Source organism: Sulfidibacter corallicola (assembly GCF_017498545.1).
Lineage (GTDB): Bacteria > Acidobacteriota > Holophagae > Acanthopleuribacterales > Acanthopleuribacteraceae > Sulfidibacter > Sulfidibacter corallicola.
The window spans coordinates 2,093,564-2,119,611 of the sequence record NZ_CP071793.1; the positions used below are offsets into that span (position 1 = coordinate 2,093,564).

Annotated in this window: 7 protein-coding genes; 4 read left to right on the forward strand and 3 right to left on the reverse strand. The window is 62.5% G+C overall.

Annotated features, from left to right (window positions below):
* Window positions 1–437: 437 nt before the first annotated feature.
* Window positions 438–2,462 (reverse strand): TonB-dependent receptor plug domain-containing protein, encoded by a 2,025-nt coding sequence (locus J3U87_RS06190; protein ID WP_237382161.1) that lies wholly within the window; start codon window positions 2,460–2,462, stop codon window positions 438–440.
* Window positions 2,463–3,066: 604 nt separating this feature from the next.
* Here J3U87_RS06190 and J3U87_RS06195 point away from each other — a divergent pair.
* The 4 genes from J3U87_RS06195 (at window position 3,067) to J3U87_RS06210 (ending at window position 11,033) form a co-directional block, all read left to right on the forward strand.
* Window positions 3,067–5,520 (forward strand): TolC family protein, encoded by a 2,454-nt coding sequence (locus tag J3U87_RS06195; protein ID WP_237382162.1) that lies wholly within the window; start codon window positions 3,067–3,069, stop codon window positions 5,518–5,520.
* 29 nt (window positions 5,521–5,549) lie between these two features.
* Complete coding sequence (locus J3U87_RS06200) at window positions 5,550–6,638, forward strand: efflux RND transporter periplasmic adaptor subunit (RefSeq protein WP_237382163.1); 1,089 nt, start codon at window positions 5,550–5,552, stop codon at window positions 6,636–6,638.
* 41 nt (window positions 6,639–6,679) lie between these two features.
* Entirely contained in the window at window positions 6,680–9,751 is a 3,072-nt protein-coding gene (locus J3U87_RS06205) for an efflux RND transporter permease subunit (RefSeq protein WP_237382164.1), read from the forward strand.
* A gap of 463 nt (window positions 9,752–10,214) precedes the next feature.
* Window positions 10,215–11,033, forward strand: coding sequence for a transporter (locus J3U87_RS06210; RefSeq protein ID WP_237382165.1), 819 nt, complete (start codon window positions 10,215–10,217; stop codon window positions 11,031–11,033).
* Window positions 11,034–11,139: 106 nt separating this feature from the next.
* Here the strand turns inward: J3U87_RS06210 and J3U87_RS06215 are convergent, their stop codons facing one another.
* The gene (locus J3U87_RS06215; protein WP_237382166.1) at window positions 11,140–11,997 is read right to left on the reverse strand and encodes a hypothetical protein; all 858 of its coding nucleotides are present in this window, start codon (window positions 11,995–11,997) and stop codon (window positions 11,140–11,142) included.
* Window positions 11,998–12,139: 142 nt separating this feature from the next.
* On the reverse strand, window positions 12,140–25,321 hold the full coding sequence (locus tag J3U87_RS06220) for an Ig-like domain-containing protein (protein WP_237382167.1): 13,182 nt from the start codon (window positions 25,319–25,321) through the stop codon (window positions 12,140–12,142).
* Window positions 25,322–26,048: the final 727 nt, after the last annotated feature.

Below are 26,048 nucleotides of genomic sequence, written 5' to 3' on the forward strand. Positions count from 1 at the left end.
GTTCTCGCAGTACTGTCGAACCTTCAATAAATCGGAAATACGGGATCCGAAAATGATATTTTAATTCGTGTCAATCTGTGTGATTCGTGGACAGGCTTTTTAGCCAAAGATGAGCCACGATGGGAGTGGTTTCTTGAGAGAGTACAGAGTTTGCGGAGGTAGTAAATTGAATGGACTTATAGGCATTGTGAGGTTTGGGGGGTAAAGTTCAAGTTTTTATAATGTGTCAATAAGTAACTGAATAAAATATTTATTCAGTATTGATTGATGGCGCTCTTGAGTGCAAATGATTTTATCTTTCAAAAATGCAATAATCTAAAGGATAGAGCTGGATTGATGGTTTGTGGTGCCCTAACTCTCTGCGTTCTCCGTGCCCTCCGTGGTAAAAAAAGTATTACCCTAATAACGAACAAACACTATATGACCCAACCTCCACCCTACCAATCGAAGTGAAGCTGAACACTCCACTCACGGCCACGGCCTGGCAGGGGAGCATGCCCGTTATCGTAGGCTTGAACGAGGATCTCCTGCTCGTCGAGGACATCGTACACGCCCATCCCCAGCGAAAGTCCTTCGACACCTGCCAACTGCGACCAACGACCAAACAGGTGAACCAGCGTTTCCGATTCGAAAGCCTCCAACAGCGGCTGGCCGTCCTCTCCGATGGTGCGGTAGCCGTACTTTTCGTCGTGATACACTCCGGTCAGACTGACCCCCAGGTGGGAGCTGAATTGGTGGTGGCTGTCCACCGCCAGTTTGATCGGAGGCGCAGACAACAGCTCGTCGCGGCCCGCGACGCGGTAGGACGGTATCCCGTCGTCGGTGACCTCGTAGTAACTGAAATTCATCCTGAATTTGGTCCTCGTCGTCTGATAGCGGTATTCGGCCTCGAAACCACGGGTGCCCACCGTATCGAAATTGTCGTAGTTGTCGCCTTCGTCGAAGAAATACACGATCGGATTGTCGATCTCGATCTCGTAGAAGTTGATCGTGAAGATACTGTGTTTATGGAATAGGTATCCCACCTCCAGTTCCGTGACCCTGGTGTCTTCCGCCTTCAGGTCCGGATTCGTTTTCAGGTTGAAAAAGGACGGCGTTCGGAAGGCTTCACTGTAGAGCAGCTTCGCGTGCCACTGTCGCCACAGGCTGGTGATGCCCAGCCGAGGCACGAACCGCGAACCCACGTGGGAGTGGTCCTCCCAACGACCGCCGATCGTGATCTGGGTAGCATCCATTCGGTATTCCGCCTGGGCGAAGAAGGCGCGATCCGTGTATTTGGGTGTTTGGTCGATCGGCAGGGTGCCCGTGTCATGGAAACCATCGCCGTCCTGGTCGACGCGATCCAGGCGATGGATCACCGCTTTGTCGCGGTACCAGTCGAATCCGGCGACCAGATCGAACGAGGCGGAGAACTCCGTGAGCGAGGTCAGCCCCATGTCCAGGCGCTCGCTCTCGTCGCGAAACAACACGAGCGGCAGGTCCAGGAGATCGGCCAAGCCGATGTCGTAGGCGTGCTCGTCGGCCAATTCGCCAGGGATTTGGTCCTTGAATCGCAACCGCGGAGTCAGCGTCACGATATCGCTCACCACGTGGTTGTACTTCAGAACGTAGTTGTCCGAGTTGAATCTCAGCTCGGTGGCGACCGGGCCCGCCACCGAGAAGAAATCGCGAGTGGTCAAAAAATGGCGATCGAACATGGCCCGCAGGTCCAAACCACGATAGTTCACATTGATGTTGTAGAAGCCCGCGTTCAGATCGGCGTTCTCCTCCATGGAGAAGCCCGTACCCCACAAGTCCCGATATTGGCCTTCGCCGCGAGTACCCCTGCCGAAAAAGCCGGACAGGCTGTAGCGCAAGTCGCCGTGTTCGTCGCCGTAGGACACTCCGATGTTCGTCCGCGCGTCGTGGGAACCCAGGCGTCCGTAATTGGTGGTGACTTTGCCGCCCCTCAAATCGGATCCGTTGCGCGTGATGATGTTGATGACGGCCATTTCCGCATAACCGCCGTAGATCGCCGAACCCGGGCCGCGAATGATTTCGATTTGCTTGATGTCGTGGATCGGGTAGTGGTGCCCGTATTGGAGGGTCGTGTAAAGTAGCTCGTTTTGATCCACGCCGTCGATGATCAGCAGGATTTTGCCTTCTTGACTCCAGTTGCCGCGCAGGCCCGAACCCACCAGGCCCAGCGTATCGAACGAAAAGAAGAACCCGGGAACCAGTCGCAACAGATCCATCAGGTCGCGCGCACCCGAATCGCGAATCTCCTGGGCCGTGATGACCGAGACGATACCCGGCGTTTCGCGCAACGATGTGGCCTTGTTCTCGGAGGCGGAAGCGACGGTGAGCTTCAGCTCCAGCAGCGCCTCCAGCGATAAATCGTCGTAATCGATGTCCCATTGTCCCCAAGCCGTGCTCGTGCCGAGACAAAGGGCGAAACCCAGGCACACAGTCAAGCGACGCATGGAGTAACCTCCTTTCCGGTCTCTTCGGATAGGGTTGCGCGATGGGTCCGGTCAAGCTGGGCTGTTGGGGTTATCGGTGGTTCATGACTTTTTAATTACTAAATGGAGATCGGTATTTTGATGAATAGACAAATGATTATTGAAATAAATTTCGATAAACATTTAAATTAGATTTTTGAATGGATTAAGGAAAATAGTGAAAAACACTAATGGTTGTTCTGCAGAAGTCGCGTGATCCCAGTGGAATGCCCCCCTCGTTCTTGCCCTTTGGTGGGGTTGCACCTCCTGTTCGTCCCAGCCATGGGTCCGATGCCGAACGACGAATGGCTCACGAATCACGGGAGTGTGTTTTTCTTCGCGTGATTTGTGGACCACGCTCGTCTTCCCCGGCGAAGCCAACCCGACCACTGGAACCGGCTTGCTGGCACACGGCTGGATGGACCGGTCGCTCGCGGTTCCCGGCTTTTTGTCGAGCGGGAATGGTGGTTTTTTGGCTAAAGCAGTTTTTCTTGCTTTGTCCGGTTGTTTACCCGGACTAGAATAGGTCCTACATCCTAGACATTGAATCGGTCGCTCGATAGTTCCGTGACCACCAGGAGTTTTCGTGAGTGGGTTTGCCGGAGGCACCCCCCATCTGCGGGTGCGTGTTCTCATTCTTGGATGCAGCTCTTCCTTTCGCCGGCTTTTTGGGTGCGGCCTGCTGATCGCGTTCGCCTGCTTTCCGCCGATCTTCGCACAGGACGATCCCGAGGACAGTCCGGTGACCATCGGCGTGATGCTCGATGATGCGAGCGTGGCCTGGTCGGAGACCTGGCGCGAGATCGATGGCGAATTGCGGGCCCTGTTCGCCGCCATTCGCCCGGTCGAGCCGGCCCTCGTGGTGGTGGGCGACGGCACCGCGGCCTCGTTGCGTCGCGGTTATCGAGAGCTGGCGGCCAATCCCGAAGTGGACGCCATCGTGTCGATCGGGCTTCTTTCGGCGGCGGTGCTCTCCGGCGAACGCGGGTACCCCAAGCCGGTCATCGGCCTGGGCGTGTTCGATCCGGTGGTTCAGGGTTTTCTGGAGTCGCGTGGCAACACTTCGGGCATTCACAACCTGACCTACAGCCTGCCCAACGCACCGCTGAGTGCCGATCTGGCTTTTTTTCGCGAGGTGGTGCCCTTCGAGAAAATTGCGTTGCTGTTCGGAAGCGAAGTCTTCGCGGCATTCAACAGCAACCCCGAATCGGGGAAGATCGACGCGCAGGATTTGGGTTTGGAAGGCGTGGGGGTGAGCCTCGTTTCGGTAGGGCCCGATATCGACCGGGCCCTGGCCGACATTCCCACCGAGGCCGATGCGGTCTACCTGGGCTTTTTTCCGAGTTTGACGGATGCCGAGTTGAAGCGCCTGTTGGACGGCATCGTGGCCAAGAAACTGCCCAGCTTCACCCTCGATCTCGAGACCCTGGCCGCGGGCGGCATGCTCTCCGCCGCCACCGAGGCCGATTCGCGCAAGGTGGCTCGCCGCACCGCCTTGAATCTCGAGGCGATTCTGGTGGACGGGGTCAATGCCAAGGACCTGCCCGTCCTGTTGACCTTCGAACAACGCCTGACCCTCAACATGGAAGTGGTCCGGGCGATCGATTATCCCATTGGTTGGGACGTGCTGACCCGTGCCGAGTTGATGAACGATGGGACCCTGAACGGTGGCCGCGAGATCGACTTGAAAACGGTGTTTTTGGACGCCATGTCCGGCAACTTGACGATTCGCGCCGAACAGGAAGGCGTTGCGTCGACGGAACGCAATGTCCCGTTGGCCAAGGCTTCGTTGTGGCCCTCCGTTTCGGTGGGCGGGACCGGATTGCTTTACGATCCCAAGACCTCCAGATCCTCGATCGGGTCGATCGCCGAACTGACGTGGACCGGATCGGCCTCCATCAATCAGGTCGTGTTCGACGAACCCACGTTGGCGAACGTGACCATCCAGCGCGAGCTGCTGGATGCGGCGCGCCAGGGGCTCGACGTGACCATCATGGACACCTTGTTGGAGATCAGCTCGTCGTATTTCGACGTCTTGACGGCCCGTGCCATCCTGAAAACCCGATCCAACGACCTGATGCTGACCCGCCGCAATCTGGAGACGGCCAAGCTCCGAGCCAAGGTGGGGTACACCGGCTTGTCCGATGTGTATCGTTGGGAGTCGCAACTGGTCAGTGCCAACCAGGACGTCATCGATGCCCGCCTGGATCTGAACACCCAAATGAACACGCTCAACCAGGTGCTCAGCCTCGATCAGGAAGATTTGTTTCGCATCCGCGCGGAGAACAACGCCGAGCGCGAGCTGCTCGCGTTCTACACGCGGGAATTCACCAACTATTTGGACACCCCGCAGGATACCGAAATCCTGGTGGGGTTCATGTTGATCGAGGCCCAGCGGCACTTGCCCGAACTCAAACAGCTCGATGCCTCGATTCGTGCTTCCGAGCGTCAATTGAAATCGAATCGGCGCGCGCTCTACCTGCCGAGTGCCTCACTGGCCTACGCGGCCGCCTACGAACTGGGCACGGCCGGTATCGGTTCCGAATTCGATACGTCCCCCAACAATTCGGTGGATTGGACGGCCACACTCAGTTTCTCGGTGCCGCTGTTCCAGGGCGGGACCCTGCGTGAAACCGTGGCCCAGACGCGCATCGACCTGATGCAACAACGAACCGAGCGGGCCGAGCTGCTGCAAAAGGTCGAGTTGCGATTGCGTTCGGCCGTCAACAGCTTGGTCGCGTCCCACTTCAACCTGGAATCGTCCAAAAAGGCGGCCGAGTGGGCCTTGAAAAGTCTCGAACTGGTTCAGGAGAACTATGCCAAGGGCGCCGTGTCCATTTCGGACCTGCTCGATGCCCAGAACGCGTACCTGGACAGTGCCGAGTCCGAAGCCATCGCCGAATACGGTTTTCTCGGCGACATTTTGACATTGGAAAGAGCTCTTGGAAGTTACAGCGTGTTCGATGACGAGCGCGAACGGGACGCCGAGCTGTCCCGATTCCATCAGTACCTGATCGATCGCGAGCGGTCGAGACGGTGAACGGGACCACGCATGTGATGAGGTGGGCGATGAAGAGATACCAAACGATGTGGATCGCGACGATGCTCGTGCTGCTGGCGGGAGCTTGCGGCAAAGAGGAGGCGCCGGTCGAGGAAACCATTCGGCCGGTGCGTTCGGAGGAAGTCAAGCTGGTGAGCTTGTCCGAACGCCATTCGTTTTCCGGCACGGCCAGGGCTGGGGTGATCACCAAACTCAGCTTTCGTATCGGCGGACTGATCTCCGTGGTCGAGGTCAAGGTCGGTAGCCGGGTCGCCCAGGGCGACCTGATCGCGTCGCTCGACGCCGCCGATGTGACCCTGGAATACGAACAGGCACTTTCCAGCCAACACAACGCCCGGGTGGGGATGCACACCGCCAAGGCCAACCTGGAACGGGTCAAGGGCCTGTACGAGAGCAACAGCCTGTCGCTCAGCGAATACGAAACCGCCAAGGCCAATTACGCCGCGGCGCAGTCCACCTACGAGACCTCCGTCAAGAGCACCGATCTGCAGCGCAGTCAGGTGGGCTACACCAAGTTGTTTGCGCCGATGAGCGGCATCATCGGCGCGGTACGGGTGGAACGCAACGAAAGCGTCTCGGCGGGCACGACCGTCGCCGAACTGAACTCCGAGGGCGATATCGAAGTGAATATCGGTTTCCCCGAGGCGTTCATCACCCGTGCTCAGGTCGGCATGCCGGTCGAGGTTCGATTTTCCGCCATTCCCGATCGCATGTTTGCCGCGGCGGTGTACGAGGTCTCCTACGTGATCGATCCGGAGACCCATACCTATCCCGTCACGGTCAAGCTCCGGGAGCACGACCCGCGGACCCGGCCCGGTATGGCCGCCGAAGTGACCTTGGACTTCGCCGACACTTCCGCCAAACCGCGTCTGGTGGCGCCGCAACAGAGCGTGTCCCAGGATATCGACGGCAAGTACGTGTTCGTGGTGGACGCGGCGACGGCGGGGGAGGCCACGGTGCGGCGCCGCAACGTGGAGGTCGGCAAACTGACCGGCGAGGGTTTCGAGATCGTCGACGGGTTGACGGCCGGTGAGCGGGTCGTGACGGCCGGCGTGGAGAAGATGTACGACGGCTTGAGAGTCAGGCCCCTGAATTGAGGCGCGCTCGCGGAAAGACGAGGTGACCGACCGTGAATCCCATGAGTATCATTCATAAAAACCAAGCACTTACTTATACGCTCCTGGTCTTTTTCATGGTAATGGGGATCTCTGCCTACCAACGCATGCCGCGCAATAGCATGCCTCCGTTCAAGGTGCGGTTTGCATCCGTGGTGACCTTTTTCCCGGGTGCCGGACCCGAGCGGGTCGAGAACCTGGTCACCAGCAAGATCGAAGAGGTGATTCAGGAGATACCCGAGGTCAAGTACATCTTTTCCGAATCGCGAACCGGCATTTCCGTCGTGTCCGTGGCGATCAAGGACAGCGAGAACGATCTCCAGCCGATTTTCGACAAGATTCGCCGCAAGGTGGAGAAAGTCGAGGGCTCGCTGCCGGCCGATGCCGGGACCCCCAACATCAACGACGAGAAAGGCGAGGTCTTCGGCATCTTGGTCGGGATCACGGCTGGCGGTTACACCTATGCCGAGTTGAAGGAAGTGGCCGACTCGGTGCGCGACGCCTTGATCAAGTTGGAAGACGCGGCTCAGGTCACCATTGCCGGCACCCAAGAGGAACAGATCTTCATCGATTACGACAACGCCCGGCTGGCCGAGTTGGGGTTGACCATGACCCAGATTCAGGGGACTCTCGCGGCCATCAACATCATTTATCCGGGCGGCGACGTGATGCTTGGCCACGAGCGCATCATTTTGGAGCCCAGCGGGAACTTCGAGTCGATTCGCGACCTGCAACGCACCCTGATCAGCGCGGGCAGTGGCGGGCAACCGCTGTTTCTGGGAGACGTCACTTCGATTTACCGCGGGTACATCGACCCGCCTTCCAACCTGGTTCGGGTCAACGGTAAGGACGGGCTGGTATTGGGGATTTCGCTCAAGTCCGGGGGCAACATCATCGATTTGGGCCTGCAGGTCGATGCGGAACTGGCCAAACTGGAGCGGCAATTTCCCCACGGGGTGAGCTTCGACCGCATCGCCTCGTTGGACCGGGTCGTGGAAAAATCGGTCGAGGATTTTCTCTCCAATTTGATTCAAAGCGTGGTCGTCGTGTTGTTGGTCATGCTGTTGTTTCTGGGGATGCGGACGGGGATGGTGGTCGCGAGCCTGATCCCGATGGCGATCATCATGGGCCTGATGGGCATGGACATGTTGGACGTGGGCCTGGACAAGGTATCCCTGGCGGCGCTGATCCTGGCCCTGGGCATGTTGGTGGACAATGCGATCGTGGTCAGCGAGGCGATCATGGTGCGGATGGGGGCCGGCGAGCCCGCGTTGGACGCGGCCACCGCGGCGGTCGGGGAATTGGCGGTGCCTTTGTTGGTCTCGACCCTCACCACCAGTGCCGCCTTTCTTCCGTTTTACCTGGCCGAGTCGACGATGGGCGAAATCGTCGGTCCGATTTTCCTGGTCATCACGGCGGTGTTGTTGTCTTCCTGGATTCTGGCCCTGACGATCATCCCGCTGCTGTGCATTCGCTTTCTCGTCGTCAAACCCCAAACCGAAGATTTTTCCGGTCCCTTGCGATCCATCTACCGGCGGATCCTGCACCTGAGCCTGCGTTTCCCCAAGCTGTTTCTCCTGCTCTTGTTCGGCGTCTTCGTCGCCGCGATCATGGGCATGAAATTCGTGCCCTCGCTTTTCATGCCCAACGACGATCGAGCCCTGGTGTACGCCAACCTCGAACTGCCCTCCGGCACGTCCATCGAGCGTACGCGCGATGTGGCCCTGGCCTTCGAAAAACACCTCGGCGACAGCCTGCTCGTGGGTGAGGGGCGCGAGAAAGGGGTCCTGCGTTGGTCGACTTTCATTGGCGAACCCGCGCCCAAATACGATTTGGGGTATTCCGGCGCTCAGGGGTCCACCAATGCGGCCCACATGCTGTTCATCACCACGTCCGATGCCGCCAACGACCTGGTCATCGAGGGCTTCGAGGGTTGGGCTCCGGATCGGTTCCCCGAGCTGAAGCTGAAGGTATCGCGCCTGACCAGTGGCGGCGGGTCCGAGTATCCCATCGGAATTCGCTTCTCGGGGAAGGATCTCGACAAGCTGTTCCGCATCGTGGCCGACGTGAAGGCCCAGCTTCGTGCCGGTGGCGGGGTCAAAGAGGTGGTCGACGATTGGGGGCCGCGCACCAAAAAGCTGGTGGTCGAAGTGGATCAGGTGAAGGCCCAGCTTGCCGGCATTACCAACCAGGACCTGGCCATTTCGCTGCAGACCGTGCTCAACGGCTTGCAGGCGAGCGAGTTTCGCGAGGGCGACATCGTCGTGCCGATCGTGATGCGTCACGGCCGCGAGTCGCGCATGGACATCTCCGCGCTCGAGAGTCTGGACGTCTATTCCCAAAGCACCGGTGCCAATGTGCCCTTGAAGCAGATCGCCGACATTCGGGTCTCTTGGCAGTACTCCAAAATCCTGCGTCGCGACCTGTATCGCACCGTGACCGTCAATGCCGACACCCTTGCGGGCGTCACGGCGGACCAAGTGACCTCCCGGCTGAAGCCCTGGTTGGTCGAAGCTTCCAAATCGTGGGGGACCGATTACCAGTACGAGCTGGGCGGAGAGGCCGAGTCCAAGAACGAGGCCATGGAGGCCGTGGCGGTGAACATGCCGTTGGCATTTTTTGCCGTGGCCCTGTTGCTCATCGGGCAATTCAATTCCTTCAGGCGGCCTTTTATCGTGCTCGCCACCATCCCGTTGGGGTTCATCGGCGTGGTGGTGGGTCTGTTGATCGGCCAGTCCTATTTCGGTTTTTTCACCTTTTTGGGGATCGTCTCGTTGGCGGGGATCGTCATCAACAACGCCATCGTGTTGTTGGATCGCATTCAGTTGGAGCAGGTCGAGTACGGGCGGAATCCCGGCCAGGCGATCGTGCATGCGGCGCAGCAGCGGTTGCGTCCGATCATGCTGACGACGGCGACGACGGCGTTGGGGCTCGTTCCGCTGTGGTGGGGCGGGGGCCCCATGTTCGAGCCGATGGCGCTGGCGATCATGTTCGGGTTGCTGTTCGCGACCGTCATCACCCTGTTGTTCGTGCCGGTGTTGTATATGATGCTGTACCGCGTCGATTACACGCAGATCGCGGAGGATCGGTCCTGAGATCGGCGAGGTGGTCGAGGTTGCCGACGTTGTCCATGATGCGTTACCGCTTCGATTGCGTCAGGATCGCCGAGAATGGGTGATGTGTTTCCTGAAACCAGGTTGTCCCACTTTGGTACCGGCGTCGATGTTCCGCAGATTGCGGTGGGTCGGTCTTAAGGTTGGCGAGGTCGGACCGGATCGATGCAGCGCGGATCGTGGCGGATCGGTCCAGAGGTTGGCGAGGCTGGCGAGATCGGACATGAGGCGGTGCCACGTGAGGTCCTGCCTCGATCATGCATCGATCTCCGAGGATCCGTCCGAAGCGTGGCGGGGTTCGCCATGATGCGGTACGGGGTCGATTGCGCGCAGATCGTGGAGGATTGGTCCAGAGGTTGGCGGGGTGGTCGAAAGGGATTGATTTCAGGTACCGAACGATGGTTCACTTTTCCCGCTGCGATTGCAACGTCGGGAGGAGTGAAGCATGCGTTACCTTCTGTGTTTCCTGATTGTCTGTGGTGGTTTGGTTCGCGCCGAGTGGCCCGACCTCATCGAGGAGGCCGAGACCCTCAAGCCTGGCTACGGCACCATCGATTTCGGGATCGTATTCCGCGAGGACCCTGTCGATTTCGGCATCGACACCAAGCGTGATTCCCAGTTGGACTTGGGGCGTACGCGTTTCAGTTTCGGGTTGGGCAAGGTCGTCGAGTTGCAGCTCAGCGGCGAGATCCTCTCGATCATCGAGCCCTTCGATTTGGAAGACGACCTCGAGACCGAGAACAACAGCGGTGATTGGACCTTCGCGACCAAGGTATGGATTTGGAGCGAGCGGGGTTGGCGGCCGAATGTGAGTTTTTACTATTCCGTCAAGTTGCCCAACGCGTCGGACGAGAAGGGCAGTGGCACGGACGAAACCGACTTCGCGACCTATTTCCTGTTCGACAAGTCGCTCAACGAGAACGTCATGGTCACGGTCAACCTGGGCTTGGGTATATTGGGTGATCCCTTCACCAACTCCTCCCAAAACGACGTGTTCTCATACGGCGCATCTCTTCGGTGGAAAGCGGGGGAGCGGCAGCGCTGGACGCTTGCCATGGGCGGCGAAACGGGACCGGAAGTCCAGGACGACCCGGCAGGCACCCAGCTCTCCTGGACCTACCAATTGGGTCCCAAATGGACGACATACGTCAGCGGCATCATCGGCTTCCAAGACGATTTCGACGACTTCCAGGTCCACTTGGGTGTGCGCCGCACCTTCCGCCTGTTCTCACCGGGCCCCCGCAAACGCTTCAACGAGTTTTGAGGCGGGGTATGGTCCGGCCGGTTCGCCGAGAATTCTCACGCAACCGGTGCGACGATTATCGTGATGTATAGGGGTATCCTTCAGGCTTACTTTAATCCAAATTCATTCACTGTCGAATAAAGGCAAACTCCACATGCGGAAAACGGGGGCTAATCTCGGAAAGAACCTCATCCTTATTAAAACTATTATCTTCTATAGTTAATTTTTTTACACCAGATTCACAAAAGTATATCAATAATTCATGTGGAATATCGATGTTTGATAGATACAGTTCGTCTACTTTTGAAAAATTCCAATTATCTAGCATTTTCTTGATTTTTTTGCGGTCTATCATTTTTCCGGAAAGCGAGAGAAAGTCGCCAGGGTGGAAGTTTAGTGCGAACTCGAGAGATATCACCTCTGGAAAAATAAAAAAATCTTGATGCTTATTAAAAAAATCATCAATATCACAATTGAGAGTTAAGGAAACTAAATGCCCACATTCTCTCAAGGTTAGACCAAATTTCGTTTCTGTCTCTGTTTTAATATTTACTCTTTTCCACTTGTTTTTTCTGAAAAGTTCGTAAGTTTGAACCAATTGATCTTTGTGGATATGACAGTCCAGCAGATTACCATCCAGGTCTCGAAAAACATAATTGCTAACATAACCGTCTTCATCAAAAAGTATTTCACCGACACAAGATTGATTGCAAAACCAATACCCCTTTCCTTGATATGGTACACCCTCAATTACAAACTGAGACGCCTGCCAATCGTTTTCTTCAAAAAACAGAGTGACATCAACACCGCTTTCGGTGTCATTTTTTGTGAAACAAGGACTATTGTAGGCCGAGACGATTTGCCCACCCTCTACTATATAAGGTGAAATTTTCCCAGATCGAGATTGATATGCGACTCCGTTAAATAACTCTCTCTCGTAGTAAAATGTCGCATCTTCTTTGTCGGCAAAAAGTTTATGAAACATCGCACTCTCCTATTTATCTTTTAGCACCGTTTGCAATTAAGTGATTTACAAAACAAAGCTTGATTATATCACTCTACCTATCTTGTGGCAATTAGAACCCAAGCTCAAAATAAAGTACATGTTGGCTGTGTTAAAGCATAAGTCAAAGATTTGGTAATAAGCCAAATCCAGTTCCATTAACACCTGTAACAACTGAAATTTTCCCAGAAAAGATACCGGTACAATTCACACAGGCGGGAAATCGCTTACCAATACGGTCAGCACTTCCTACTAGTCTGTAGGTAGCCACTGATACCGTTTTTAGAGAGGCGCCTTTATTTAAAATCCAGTTCAACGCTTGGATTTCTGCGTGAAGCCCTGGCACGCCAGCTCTCGTCGCGTAATAACCCTTTCGAATATGATTTAGTATCATATTCTCAACTTCCAACGTAAGAGGATTGCCAGACTCACTATATAACTCCCGTACGGCTCTAATGAATCTTTTCTCATCAACTACTCTTACAAAATCATCCCCTAGTTTTTCTAAACCTGGAAACAAATATTTCCCTCTAAGATCTCCCCTAAAATTGGTAAATGCTGGGCTTAGGAGACTCTCGCTTGCGGCACGAGCCACGGCAACGTGTTTTCTTCCTTCTGGAAGCAGACGAACAGCATCTGCATGAACTAGGGAGCTTAGTGTGTTGGGCTCGCTGTAACCACCCCCTCTTTGCCAACCCATTTCCAAATCGTACCATTGAGACCGTTGTGATGAGACATCTGCTTGCCTGGCAATGTCATCGATGTAGTCATCTAATCGACGGGCTACGCTACCTGGAATCTTGCGAGAAACTGACAAGCCTGCTTTTGGAAGCGAGGCCAATATGGTGATCGCTTCGACAAACTTGGTTGAGGCAACGCCAGCCTGCAAGTATTTCTTTTCTTCCGTGAGTGACACGGTATCAGCAAGACTGCTACCGCCCTCGACACCAATGGTCTGGAAGATTCCTTTCTCCAACACCAGAGTCTTGATGGCCCTATCAATCAACTCGATGTAGGCAATGTCATCTTCGATTCCGTTCAGGGGCTCCAATCCCCAAATCTCAAGCGACTGGCTATGCTGAACCCGAAACTTCGCCGTGTTGTATCGATAGGTCAGCGCGCTGAAATCCTTCAAACCGAATAGGGTCTCTTTGGTCAACCCATAGGCCAGCCCCGCAGTGAACAACTTATCCGCAAATACATCGTTGAAATATGCTTTAGTTGACAACCCATCCGGGTCCCAGTACAGGATTGGGTTGCCGGCGGCGTAGGCGTAGGGCTCCTGGACCGTGGTGGGGTCGTAGAGGTCCGGCTCGCGGAAGTCGGGGTTGAGGAAATGGCCCAGCTTTGCGTCGTAGTAGCGGTGGTGCATCTGCGTCAGGCCGGTTTCCCAATCCATTACGTGACCGCCCAGGCCCAGTGGGGCGCTGGCGAAGACGCTGTCCGGCACCACGCCCGCCTCTGCACCCAGCGATGGGCTTTGGACCCGCTCGCCCCAGGGCGTCAGCGGGCTGAGGTACACCGTCCCGCTGGCCACGTGCTTGTACGCGTAGGGCGTTCCCAGGTGGTCCGTCGCGATGTAGTAGTCGTGGCCACCACCCGTGAGGTCCTTCAAGAAGGCCGGGCCCAGCGGGCCCTGGCCGATGGCGTGCGTCCACGCGATGCGCGGCGCTTCCGCCGTGCCGCGCTGCTGCCCGATCGCGATCACCCGCGAGCCGTGCCATGCGAACACCAACGGCACGTCGCTCGCCGGTGTCGCCGCCCGAATCCGGCGGTTCTGGTGGTCGTAGGCGTACGCACCCAAAACCTGGCCGTCCTCGCGGATCTCGGTCAAGCGCCGGAAACCGTCCCACGCGAACTCCCGCACACGGCCGTCGCGGTCATCGATCCGCGTCAGGTTGCCCAAGACTGGATCGTAGGCATAGACATCGATCCCGCCGGTACCGGTCACGCTGGCCACGCGGCGGTGATCGGCCGTGGCGTCGTGGGTGAAGACATCGTCGCGCACCACCGTGCCGTTCAATACCCGAGTCAGGCCGCCCAGGAGCTGGTTCCGCACCTCGCCGTAGCTTTCGGTCAGGGTGTCGGGGCCCTGGCTGCCCGTGCGCGTGATCTGGATCGACTGGAGCTGCTGCGCCTCGGTGTACTCGGGCTCCCAGGTTTCTTCGAGGCCCGGCGCCCTGCGCGTCACCTTGCTGATCTTCTTGTCCGGCGGACCCGCCTCGCCTGCTTCGCTGCACAGGCCCTCGCTCGGCACGTCCTCCCAGTCGAGGTCGAGTAGGAAGACGCCGCCATCACCCGTGATCGTGTCGAGCTGGCCCTTTTCGTCCTGTGCGAGGTCGAAGGTGGTGCCGTCGCCCCAGGCGATCCGGGTCGGCATGCCGTTGACCCACTCGGTAAAGGTCGCCTCCATGCCCATCGCGCGGATCTGGGTCTGGTTGCCGCCCGCGTCGTAGGCCATCTGGAAGCTGGGCCCCTGCGCGATGTCGATCAGGGTGACCTGACCGTCTTCGTAGCCGTACGACATCGTCACGCCATTGGGGTCGGTGTAGCTTTGGACCCGGTTGGGATCGGCCAGTCCTTCCTGTTGGCGCAGGTCCGCCAAATCGGGGTAGGTCCAGCTTCCCCAGGCGACCCCGTCGCGTGTCAGGCTCGTCAGGCGGCCCTCGGCGTCGTACCCGTAGACGTAGACTTCCTCGCTGCCCGGCTCGCCCGCCGTGATCTGTTCCAACCGACCCTGGCCGTACTGGTAGCTTCGCAGCAGGACTCCGCCGATCGTCACGCGGGTCATCCGGCCCAGGCCGTCGTAGCCGTATTCCTTGGTGGCCAGGCCCGGGTAGGTCACCTGTGACAGCCGGCCCTCGGCGTCGACGTCGGCCGTGACCCCGCCCGGCAGGTTGACGGTCGCGCTGTCGCCGCTGCCGAAGACCTGCAGCGGTTGGCCGTTGCCCACCGTCATGCTCGCCACCGCGCCCCAGCGGTTGTAGCTGTACTCGGTCAGCGGCTGGTTGCCCCGCTTGAGCCCCACCAGGTCGCCGTGGGCGTTGTAGTGCATCTGCGTCGGCAGTCCGCCCTTGCGGGTCAGGGTCGCGCAGCTCGGCCGGCCGCCCGGATGGTACTGGACCTCGATTCGCGCCACGTCGCCGATCTCGATGGTCTGCGGCTGCCCCAACGGGCTCCAGTTGCTGAAGTTCAGGTCGTGGCGGCCGCCCGTGATCGACGCCAGCCCCTGGCTCTCCTCGCTGTAGGCGAAGTCGTAGACCCGGTCGGGGGTGCGGACCTCGTCGACCCGGCCCAGCGCGTCGCGGACCCACTCGCGCGTGGTCACGCCGTTGTCGCGAAACGCCCGCGGCTGGCCGAAGCCGTTCAGCTCCAGCTCGCGCTCCGCGCCGTCGGGCAACGTCGCCCGGACCCGGCGGCCGAAGCGCTCGGGATCGACTTGGGTGCGGTTGCTCTCGAAGTCGTCGACCGTTCGGACCTGGCCGGTCTCGGCGTCGCGCCGGACCCGCATGGTCTTGCCGTTGCGGCTGACGTCGACCCCAGCCGACGCGTTGGCGATGTGCCGCGTGACCTCGGTGGTCGCGCCCAGCCAGGAGGTGCCGCGTTCGGTCAGCAGCGACATGCCCGCCTGGCCCTCCCGCTCGCGGCTGAACAGGGTCAACGTCTCGTTGCCGGAACGGTTGGGCTCGGTGGTGGTCACCGCGCGCAGGGTGTCCTGCCAGTCGTCGTAGCTGCGCTGGGTGCTGAGGCCGCGGGTGTCGGTCGTGCCCGTGGGCCGCCAGCGCCCGTCGTAGCCGTCGACCGACCAGTCCTGCCCGTGGGCGTTGGTCCCACCCGTGACGCGGTTGTAGCGGTCGTACGTGAAGGCCACGGACGTGGCCGCCTGGGCCCGTTTCGCCTGGCCGTCACCCAGCGTCGAGGCGACCGTCATCTGGGTCGGCATGCCCGCGCTGTTGAACGCGTCGGCGGTCACCTCGATCGGGCCCGAGCCGGCCTTGACCACGGCGCCCCGTCCGTTGACCTCGGCCGTGGTGGTCACGGTGTGACCTTCGCTCTTCTCCTCGGTCACCACGCGCAGCCGTCGCGGGCTGCCGGCAACCGTGGTGGCAGTCTCGGTTTCGCGCGCCTTGTCGACGCCGCTGCCGGACACCGTGGTGGTCACCGTCTGCCCGGCCGGGTCGGACCAGCGCGTCACGGTCGTGACGTCCTTGAACCCGTCCGCCACGGTGATCTTGCCCTTTTCATAGGTGATCACGATGGCGGGCTCGGCGACGTCTTCCCCCGACCCGTCGGCCTTGGCCGGGTCCTCGGGGAGCTTCTCGACGCGGGTCGCTCGACCGAAGACGTCGTAGGCGATGCGCACCCTGCCGACATCGGCCATCTGGGTTTCCACGACGCGGCCGAGCGCGTCGGTCACCAGGTGCTCCGCGTGGGATTCCCCCTCGGCTTGAACCGTCATCCCCTGGATGACCGGACCTTCCCCGCCCTGCACGACGTTGTAGGTGGTCGTGACACTGCTGCCCGCCTGGCCGGTGACGATCCGCGTCGGCAGGGACGTGGTCCCGAAATACGCGTAGGTTTCGGTCTGGCCGGTTTGGGTGTCGGTGGTGCGCGCCAACCGGCCTAACGCGTCATAGGTATAGGCCTGGTTGCGGGGGTCCGGCGCGGTTCGACGTTCCGCCGTGACCCGGCCCCAGATGTCGTAGTCGGTCTCGGTGGTGACCTCGATGCTTTGGTCCACGACCGCCACCCGCGGCCCCTGACCCGCAACGACCTCGTAGTCGAGGTTCAGCGTGCGGCCCAGTGTGACGTCGGTCGCGGTGTCGAGCCGGCCCAAGCCGTCGTAGGTGAACCGGTTCGTGACGTCGAGGTGGGTTTCCTCGGTCACGTCGCCGAACGGGTTGAGGCGACGCTCGGTCATGGCCTTGCCACTCCCGGGCAGGTTCAGGGTCCGCACGCTGAAGGAATCCGCGTCCAGGTCCTTGCCGCTGGGGCGGTAGTGGACCGAAGCGGTCCCGCCCTGGATTCGGCCCACGAGATCTTCTGTTCGGATGGGCACGCCGCTGGTGCTGAAGAAGGTGGTGTGGGTCGCGCTGGTGCCGCCCTCGCCCGAGGCGGTGGCGTCGGAGACCCGCAGGAACGCCTGCGTCACGTCGTAGCGCAGGGTGCCGCCCACGGCGTCGGTCGTGGTGGCGGGCGTCTCGATCCACCAGGGCATGGCTTGGTAGGTCCAGCTCTGGCTGGCGCCGTGGATCTGGTGGGCGGTCAGGCGGCCCAAGCCGTCGTAGTCGAAGGTCTGATCGCCGAAGCCGTCGCCCGTCAGCAGCCACTGGTGGATGGGCAGGATCGAGCCCCCCATCGCCACGGCCGTGCCGCCCTGATCGGGATCGAAGCGGAACCCGTCCAGCTTGCGCCGTTCCCAGGTTCGCGAGAAGGTGTGGGTTGCGTCGACCCCTGCGAAGGTGTAGCCCGAGGACAACCGCGTCCCGCCCACCGTGGCGAAGGTCCGACCCAGTTCCGGCACCTCGCCGCAGCCCGGCAGGGCCACCGACACGACGCGGCCGCTCGTCCCGTCGCGGGTGACGTCGAGACTCTGGAGGCAGTAGCCGTCGCCCAGGTGCGATGCGGCCAGGCTGTTCTCCGGGTACTGGGCTTCGAAGACCACGTCATCGTCGCCCGCGTGCAGCGCCTCGACCTTGACCAACCGCCGCAGTTTGAGCTGGCCCACTTCGGCCACGGGTTCGCTCCAGGTCAAAGTGTAGCCGCGCGGTGTCCCGCCGCCGCTGGTGGTTTGGTTCAGTTCCACCCGGGCCAGGTAGCCGTCGTCCGTGTAGGCGTAGGTGCCCCGGATGCTGCGGGTCTGCATCGTCTGGGTCTCGATCACGGTGCCGACCGGGTTCATCTTCCAGGTCCGGTCGACGGTGCGCCGGCCGCCGCGGTCGTTGGGCGCGTCCCACAGCTCGGTGGGGAAGCGGGCCGCGTCCTCCGCCCCCATCCGGTTCTTCCAGGGGTAGTCGACCCGCTCGGTCAACTGGACCTCGCCGTAGAGCGCGCCCGGCGCCTGCATCGAGCCCGGGAAGCGCATCAGCGGGAAGCGGAGCCGGTCGGTTTCGTCGCTCGCGCGGGTCTTCTCGTTGATCTGGCCCAGCAGGTCGCGGTACTCGGGCCAACGCAGTTTGCTGCGGAGCTTGTAGACGACGTTGCCGCGGTGGATCAGGTGCCAAGGGCCGCGGTCCGGGAAGCGGCGCACCTGGCTGAGGGCGTCGTTGCGCACCCCGACCTGGTCCCCCTCCTCGGCGAGGCCGGCCTGGATCTGGAACTGGCCCGGTTGCTCGAAGATCAGCCGCTGGTGGACCTTGGCGCCCGTGAAGTCGCGGGCGATGGTCCCCTCGGATTTGGTGGCCGTACCGCCTTCACCCGGCTCCGGGGCGGCGCCGTCGACCGCGGCCACGTCCTGCGGCCGCCACCAGACCGGCATGGCCTGGTAGAGCCGCGCGCCGTCCAGCATGCCGACCCCGTACGGCCCGCTGCCGAAGGCGTAGTCGCGGTGGAAACTGCGGCGCCAGCTCAGGTCGAGCCGGGCATCGCGGGCGCTCACGGCGAGGTCGGTCTGGTGCAGTTCGGGCGAACCGGCCAGCAGGTCGAGGCCGCCGTGGAAGCGGAGGTCGTCCACGTAGCGGGTCGGCACGCTGTGCCAGGCCACCAGGAACGGCAGGGTCCGCTGCATCACGGTGGTGCCCTGGCGGGTGAGGGTCAAGGCCACCTCGCCCTTCAGGAACCCGTGCTCGCGCAGGGCCTTGGCCTGGTTCTGGATCGCAACGTTCAGCTTCCGGGTGTCGAAGCCCACCAGCGTCCGAGCCTTCGCGTCCTTGACCTCGTGGACCACCTCGGCCGCGCCGGACTCGCCTTCGAGGCGGTAGGTCAGCTTCAGGCTCTCCTGGGCGAAGACCTCGACCTCGAAGGTGCCCATCTCAACCGTGAAGGCCAGTTCGGTCTGGGCCTCGCCCGTTCCGCCAGCCGGCACTTCGCCCTCGACAGCCAGGTCGGTGGCGTAGAGCACGCCGTAGGGCTGGTGGGTCAGCATGCCCTGCGGGTCGCGGATCCGGCCGCTCGTGTCGTGCCGCGCCGTGCCGGCCTGCCAGCGGGCCAGGTCGTAGGTCAGCCAGCCGAAGGTCCGGTAGGGGTTGCTCGCCAGCGGCAGGCGGCGCAGGCGCTCGTCCGACAGGCTCCAGTAGAGCGCGCCGTCGTGCATGAACAACTGGCGCCCCACCGGGGCTTGGTCCGCGTCACCGTCGATCCAGGTCAGGAACATCTCCTCCGCGAACGCCTGGTCGAGGGTCCATTGGCTGACACCTTGCGCCCGGCCTCGGGCGTAGAGCGCGCGCAGGTCCAGCACGCCGACGCCCACCTCTTCGTTGCCGATTCGGGTCCGCACCGCCACCAGGCCGTGGGCGCGGTCGGCGGCCAGGCCCAGGAACCCGCCAGGCAGGTGCAGGGTGAAGCGCGGCGGGGTATCCTGGTCGAGGTCGGCCTTCTCGGGGACTTCATATATATAGAGGGAACCGTCCTGGTCGAGGCCGCGCTCGCCGAAGATCGCGATGTCGCGGGTCAGCGTCTCGCCCAGGGCGGTCTGGGTCGGGAAGGCCTCGACCACGGCGCAGCGCAGGCGGGAGACGCCGAAGCGGCCCGGCTCGCCTGGCCCGATCTGGGTGCCGGCGCGGTGGGGCCAGACGGTTTTGGCCAGGGCGCGGCGGTCGTAGGGCGGATGGTCGGGTGGCAGCAGGTCGGATGCCTGGGGCACGATCGCGTTCAGGCCCGGGAAGCCGAAGGCGGCCGCGGCGAAGGCCGGGACCAGCCCGTCCTCGGTTTGGTGAAGGAAGGGCGCGAGGCGGACCACCCCGCGCGGGTTGGCGTAGTGACCCACCGGCTTGGTTTGCTGCCAGGCATGGAGGTGGCGGCCGTCGCCCAGGCTGTCCTGAAGCGTGGTGGGGTCGACGTTGGCGAGCCGTTCCAGGTACTGACGCACGTCGTGGACCGTGGCCGTGCCGACCGGGCCGGCCTCGGTCAGGTCGAAGTCACCCAGGATCAGGTAGGGCCCGATCGCGGCGAACCCGCCCTGGGTCCCGGTGGTCGGCACGCGGAAGTGGCCCTTCTCCTCGAAGGTGGCCCCGTCGTAGTGCAGGAACATCAGGACGTAGCTGTGCTGGGCGAACGAGTAGTACTGCACGACCAGTAGGGTCCCGGCAGGCAGGGCCCGCAACCGCTCGCGGTTGTCGCGTTCGATGGCGAAGACCTCGGCGCCGGGCACCGCGGCCAGTGCCTCCTTGGTGATCAGGACCAGCTTGGGGGCCAGCATGCCCGGGGCCCGAATCGCCTTGCGGTACTCGGTGAGCAGGCGCGGCTCGCTGTGGCGGGTGTCGGTGTCGTAGACGCGCAGCTTGAAACCGGAGGCGATGCCGTCCGGGTTCGTGATCCCGTCCAGGCCCACCAGCAGGTTGCGCAGCCCGGCGTAGGCGCGCAGGTCGCCCGTCTCCGGCACCACCGTCTGGGGCTTGCTGGTCTGGGTTCGGAATTGGATGCGATAGTGATCCTTGGCTGGCTCGGTGCCCGAGGCTTTGGTGTCCGCCGGCTGCAGCAGGGTGCGGTTCTCCTGGTCGCGGACGCCGCGCACGTCGAGCGTGTAGACCGTGTCGAGCTTGAGCGCTTCGGTCGGTTGGACCGTGAGCAAGCGGACCTCGGTCGCGGCTTCGACCGGCAGGCCGTTGGCGTCGAAGAATGCCAGCGTGACCGGGTCGCCACCGTCGGGGGTCAGGGTCACGGTGGCCGGGCCCACGTCGCGGACCGGTTCGCTGAATTCGAGGTAGAGCGGGTCGGCGATCAGGACGTCGGTGCCCCTGTCCTGGGGCGTGCTGGCGAGCACGGCCGGCGCGACGTTGGGGATGCCCGCCGCCTGGTCGGGTCGAACCAGCCAGACCCGCTTGTAGACGTCCTGGCTCTGGTCGAAACCGTCCACCACGGTCAGGGCGACGTCGAGCTTGCGTTCGGTGCCGTAGGCGGTGGCGGGCAGCAGGACGGTGATCGCGTCGTGGCGGGTGTCGCGGGTGACGGTCTCTTCCCAGCCCACCTCGGGGATTTTGGCCACGGCGTGTTTCAGGGGCTGATCGGCCTTGATGGTCACCTGGATCTGGGGGGTTTTGCCTTCGGTTTGGCCGGGATCGAGCAACAGCTTCCCGGTCTGCCGGAAGGTCTCGGTCAGGCCGGCGTGGACCACGGGCTCGTCACCGTCCAGGGTCACGACCTGCCAATCGAGTTCCAGCTCGGCGTCGCTGCCGGCGCCGCCTTGCTTGGGCCAGCGCAGCCAGGCCGTGGCTCGGTAGGCGCGAGAACCGGCCAGCAAGTACGAGGCACTGGAAGGGCGCAGCTCGAGCAAGGTGAGCCGGTGGGTGACCGGGTCCATCGCCAGGATGGTGGGCTGGCCGGGGTCGGGCTCGGCGAGGAAGTCGCCGTCGGCCAGCGGGCCGGTGAGGCCAAGGGGCTTGAAGAAGGCGTTCTCGCCGTCGCCGAAGCGTTGGTAGAAGTAGACGTTCTGGCAGGGATAGAAAGGTGTGGTCCCGCGGGTATAGAGGCTTGGGTTGTACCAGCTCGGCGGCGGCTCGACCCACATCAGGTTGCCGTAGTCGTCCCTGACGTCCTTTCGGACGTCCTGGCGCAAGCTCTGGCCGAAGATGAAGCTGGTGCTGTCGGTGTGGAACAGGCCGTAGAGGTGGGCGTAGGCCTGGCCCAGCGAGGCGGCGATGCGGCCGCCGAACCGCTTGGTTCGGGTCCGTTTGGTCGTGCTGCCGAGCTGGCCGTCGCGGACGGCGACGGCATCGGCCAACGTGGCGAAGGTGTGGGGCGTCATCGTCTCCGGTTCGAGCGGGTTGGCCGGGAACGGGACTTCGGGCTGCAGCGCCACGAACGAGAGCATGGCGGTCCCGATGGTGGCGGGGTCGAGGTCGAGTTGGAACCGGCCGGCAAGGCGGGGCACGGGCCCACCGTCGAGCGGGATGATGCGCAGCCCGCCGTAGAAGGTGCCGAAGGGGTCGTCGCCGTGGCGCGGGACCTTGGCCAGTTCGGCGCGGACCTCGGCCTCGTCGGCCAGGGCGAAGCGGACTTCGCGGCCGACGCCGTCCAGCACGCGCTCGACGTGGAGGGTGGTGCCGTCGCCGAGGTCGAGCACGAAGGGTTGGCCGCCCAGGATGACCTGACCGGGACCCGTGCGGACGCTGTCCAGCTCGATCGAGGCGGTTTGGCCATCGGGCCGGGTGACGGCCACCTGGATCCGGTCGCCGATCTCGCCCGCGATGCCCCGAAGGTAGTCGCCGCCCAGCATGGTGTCGGTCACGGTGGCGGCGGTGTGGCGGTTGATCAGGCGGATCTGGCTGCGGGCCGGGTAGGTGTCGGCCGGCGCGTGGACGACGAGGTCGTCGCCGCTGGCGGTGAGGTAGAACCGTTTGAGGTCGAGGGTGCCGACGGCACTGCGGTCGGCGGTCCGGTAGCTGAACGACGCAGCCGAAACCAGCGGGTGGCCGTGTTGGCTGAGCAGACCGGTGCCGACGGTGACGGTGTACTCGGTGTCGTCGGAGAGCGGAGCCTGGGGGTTGAGGGTCAGGGTCCGGTAGTCGGCCTGGCGCTGGATGCGGAGCGGGACGGTGGTGCCGCCGCCCTGGAGCGTGATCGCCTGGGCCCAGTCATCGACGCCGCCGCCGAGGGCGTGGGAGAAAGTCAGGCTGGGGATCTCGTGGCGGCTGACGTGGACCTGGTTGGCGGCGGGCCGGTGCTCGACGAGGCGGAAGTCGGGCGCCTGGAGCGCGAGGTCGAGGCCGTCGCGCAGGTCGTCGGTCGAGGTGTCGGCCAAGTGGAGCTGGGCGGTGCGGGTGGTGGCGGGGTCGTAGGCGTCCACGGTCTGGGGCTGGTTCCAGCGGGCGACGGCGAAGCGGAAACCGCCATCGGCGGCGCTGGTCGCCCGCCAGGGATGAACCTCGGTTTGGAGCGCAACACCGGCGACAGGGCTCGCGGCAAAGGTGATCTGGCCGCGCAATTCGGTGATCGGGAACGGCAGGGCCACCAGGGCGTAGGCGCCGGTAGTGGTGACGTCGACGTCCTCGGGCGCAGCCTGCCAAGCGCCGTCGACGAAGCGGAGCCGGCCGGCGTAGACCCAAGTCTGCGCGTCCTGGCGGCGCAGCAGGACCAGCGCCTCGCGGTCGCCGTGCTGGAAGCGAATGCTCGGCGAGGTCTCCAGCTCGCGGCCGACGGTGAGCGTGAAGGAGGCGAGCCGCTCGGCGCCGGCGGGCATCGGAACGTCGGAGAGGTCGGTGAGCCGGGTGCGGACGGCGCGCGGGTCGGCAGGCTGGGGCCCGAAGTCGAGCTGGAGCGGGCCGAGGTCGTGCACGGCGTCGTAGCGGAAGCCGCCGAGCGGCGGCGACCCGCCTTCCAGGTAGAACTTGATCGAGGCGGCCCGGGTGTGGCCGCGGCTGATCTCGCCGCGGGCCTCGATCGGCAGGCGGCCCACCAGCTTGGCGCGGCCGTCGAGCTGGTCGCCGTAGTGGTAGCAGGTCACGTCGAGCAGGTAGTCGGGGAACAGGTGCTGGCCGTCGAAGGTGGTGTGGTGCTCGCGGGCGCGGAGGCGGGCGAAGGCGCCGGAGGGCTGGTGGCCGTGGGCCAGGAAGCGGAGCTCGGTGCGCGGCGTGTCGAGCAGCGAGACCATCTTGGGGAAGGCGACGGCGTCCGCAGTATCGGCGCCCGGGATCCAGGCGTGGTTTTGGCGGCTCAGGAGGCTGCCTACAGCGGGGGCTTCGTCGACGAAGCGGGTGTCGCGGAGCACGGCGGCGTAGACCCCGTTCCCGGCGGCGGGCCAGGTGGCGTCGATGCGGGTCCCGCCGGCGGTCAGCCGCTCGGAGACGCGCCAGCCGTCGCCGTCCTGGCGCAGGAGCAAGACTTCGGTGGCCGGCGGGAGTTCGCGCGGCGGTCGGCGGAGCTGGGCCTGGAGCGTGCCGCTCCCGGTGGCGTCGGCCAGTTCGAAGGCGCGCAATGGAGCGTAGCCGAGCGGGAGCAGGACGGGCAGGGCCTGGGTGCGGAGCGGGGTGACGCGGGCGGTGCCGCTGAAGCCGGAGACGAACTGGAGCCGCAGGAAGGGGTCGTCGAAGACCTGGGCGGTGGAGTGGGGCGGGCCGCGGCGGGTGAGGCGCAGGTCGAAGAGCCGCGCGCCGCCAGCGGGCGGGACGTCCAGGGTCCGGGCGATGGGGACGTAGGTGGGGTCGGTGACGCGGGCGGTGATGGGTGAGCCGGCCAGGTAGGCGACGTAGCGGCCGGCGGCGTCGGTGACGGCGGTGGTCGCGGCCGCGGGGCTGGCGAGCTGGACGGTGACGCCCGCCAGCGGGCGACTGGTCTCGCTGTCGAGGACCAGGCCGTGCACGAAGTTGGGGTGGGCCACGGGCAGATCACGCTCGAGCTGGGCCTGGTTGCCGTAGACGTCGCGGACCTCGATGCGGAGCTGGTGACCGGCGCGGCTGCCGTCGTCCTGAAAGGTTTGCTGCAGGGTGCTGCCGTCGCTGGCTTCGCGTACCAGGTCGGCGTTCCAGTAGACCCGAACCGAGACGATCTCGCTGGCGGGCTCGAAGGACACGGCGATGTCGAAACTGCCGCGGGCGTCGACGGAACTGGGCGCGGTGAGGTCGATCGTGGGCGGATCGGTTTTGTGGTGCACGGTCAGCGATTGCTCAGCGGTGTTGCCGGCGGCGTCGGTGAGGGTGTAGTGGAAGGTGTTGGCGCCGGGCTGGAGGGGGACGTCGCGGTCGTAGAAACGGCCGCCGAGGACGGTGACGGACTGGCCGTCGCGGGTGAGGCTGACCGGTTTCGACAGGGCGTCGCCGGCCTCGCCGATGATGTGGAGGCTGGTCCGGTTGGTGCGCAGGTCGGGCAGCGGCTCGGAGATGGCGAGAACCGGTGCGACGGTGTCGCGGAAGAGATCGCGTTTGAGGCGGGCTTCGGGCAGGCCGTCCACGGTGGCGATGAGGAAAAAGGTGTTGAGGCCTTCGGTGAGGGTGACGTCGTGACTGAAACGGCCATTGCCGTCGACGGCCAGGGCGGCACCGTCGAGCGAAAGGCTGGCCTCGACGGGGGTGACGGTGCCGGAAAGGGTGGCGGTGGCCGCGGTGCGGAAGCGGGGAGTGTCGTCGAGCGCGATGGTGATGGTTTCCTGCGCGAAGGCGGCCCAGGCGGGGCCGAGGAGGAGCAGGAGACCCGAAATCAATCGCTTGGCAAACATGGAGCAGACCTCACAGAAGCATCGTATCGGAACGGGCTGGGTTTGGGGATAGGGTTGGACAGGTGTCTCGCATCAATCGGGTCGGCCAGACGGCCCGGTCGCGGAACCTATCCGAAATCGGCGTACGAATCCCTCTAGGCAGTTGGTTTTGAAGGGGTGGACGGCCAGTCAGCGAAATCGGAGAATTCCGAGAGTGGAGGGTTCACGAGGGAATTCAAGGCGCAGGTTGGCTGCAAAGGTGTTATCCAATTCAGGGAAATCGAGGCACCATCAAACCCGATTTCGGTGGACACGGACCACGTTCGAATCGTTAGAGGCCGGCCAAAAAAATAGTTTTCAATCCCACTCCTCAGTGATTCCGGAATGTCAGTCCAGAGATCACAGAGAAAACGGAACAGAAAAGATGCATCATTCGACCTAGAGAGAAAGAGGTTAGACATCAAGGGTAGAATCCTTGATCCGTTCAGTTTTTGGCCAGGGAGACCGGTACCTTCGCGCCCCCAACAACCAAAAGACGTCTTATTATAATCAAATTGACCATTATTTGAAGTTTAATTACCGTTTTTTCGTCATTTATTCAGTCAATCACCGTCGGTTGCCACATGCCAGTCACTCACTCCTTTGCTAACCGATTCTCTCAAAAAGCCAAGACAGCCCTTGTCTCGCCCTCAAATCATTGGCTTCGAAACATCGCAACGGCAAACCCCGACCGCGAAAGGTGGGCGGC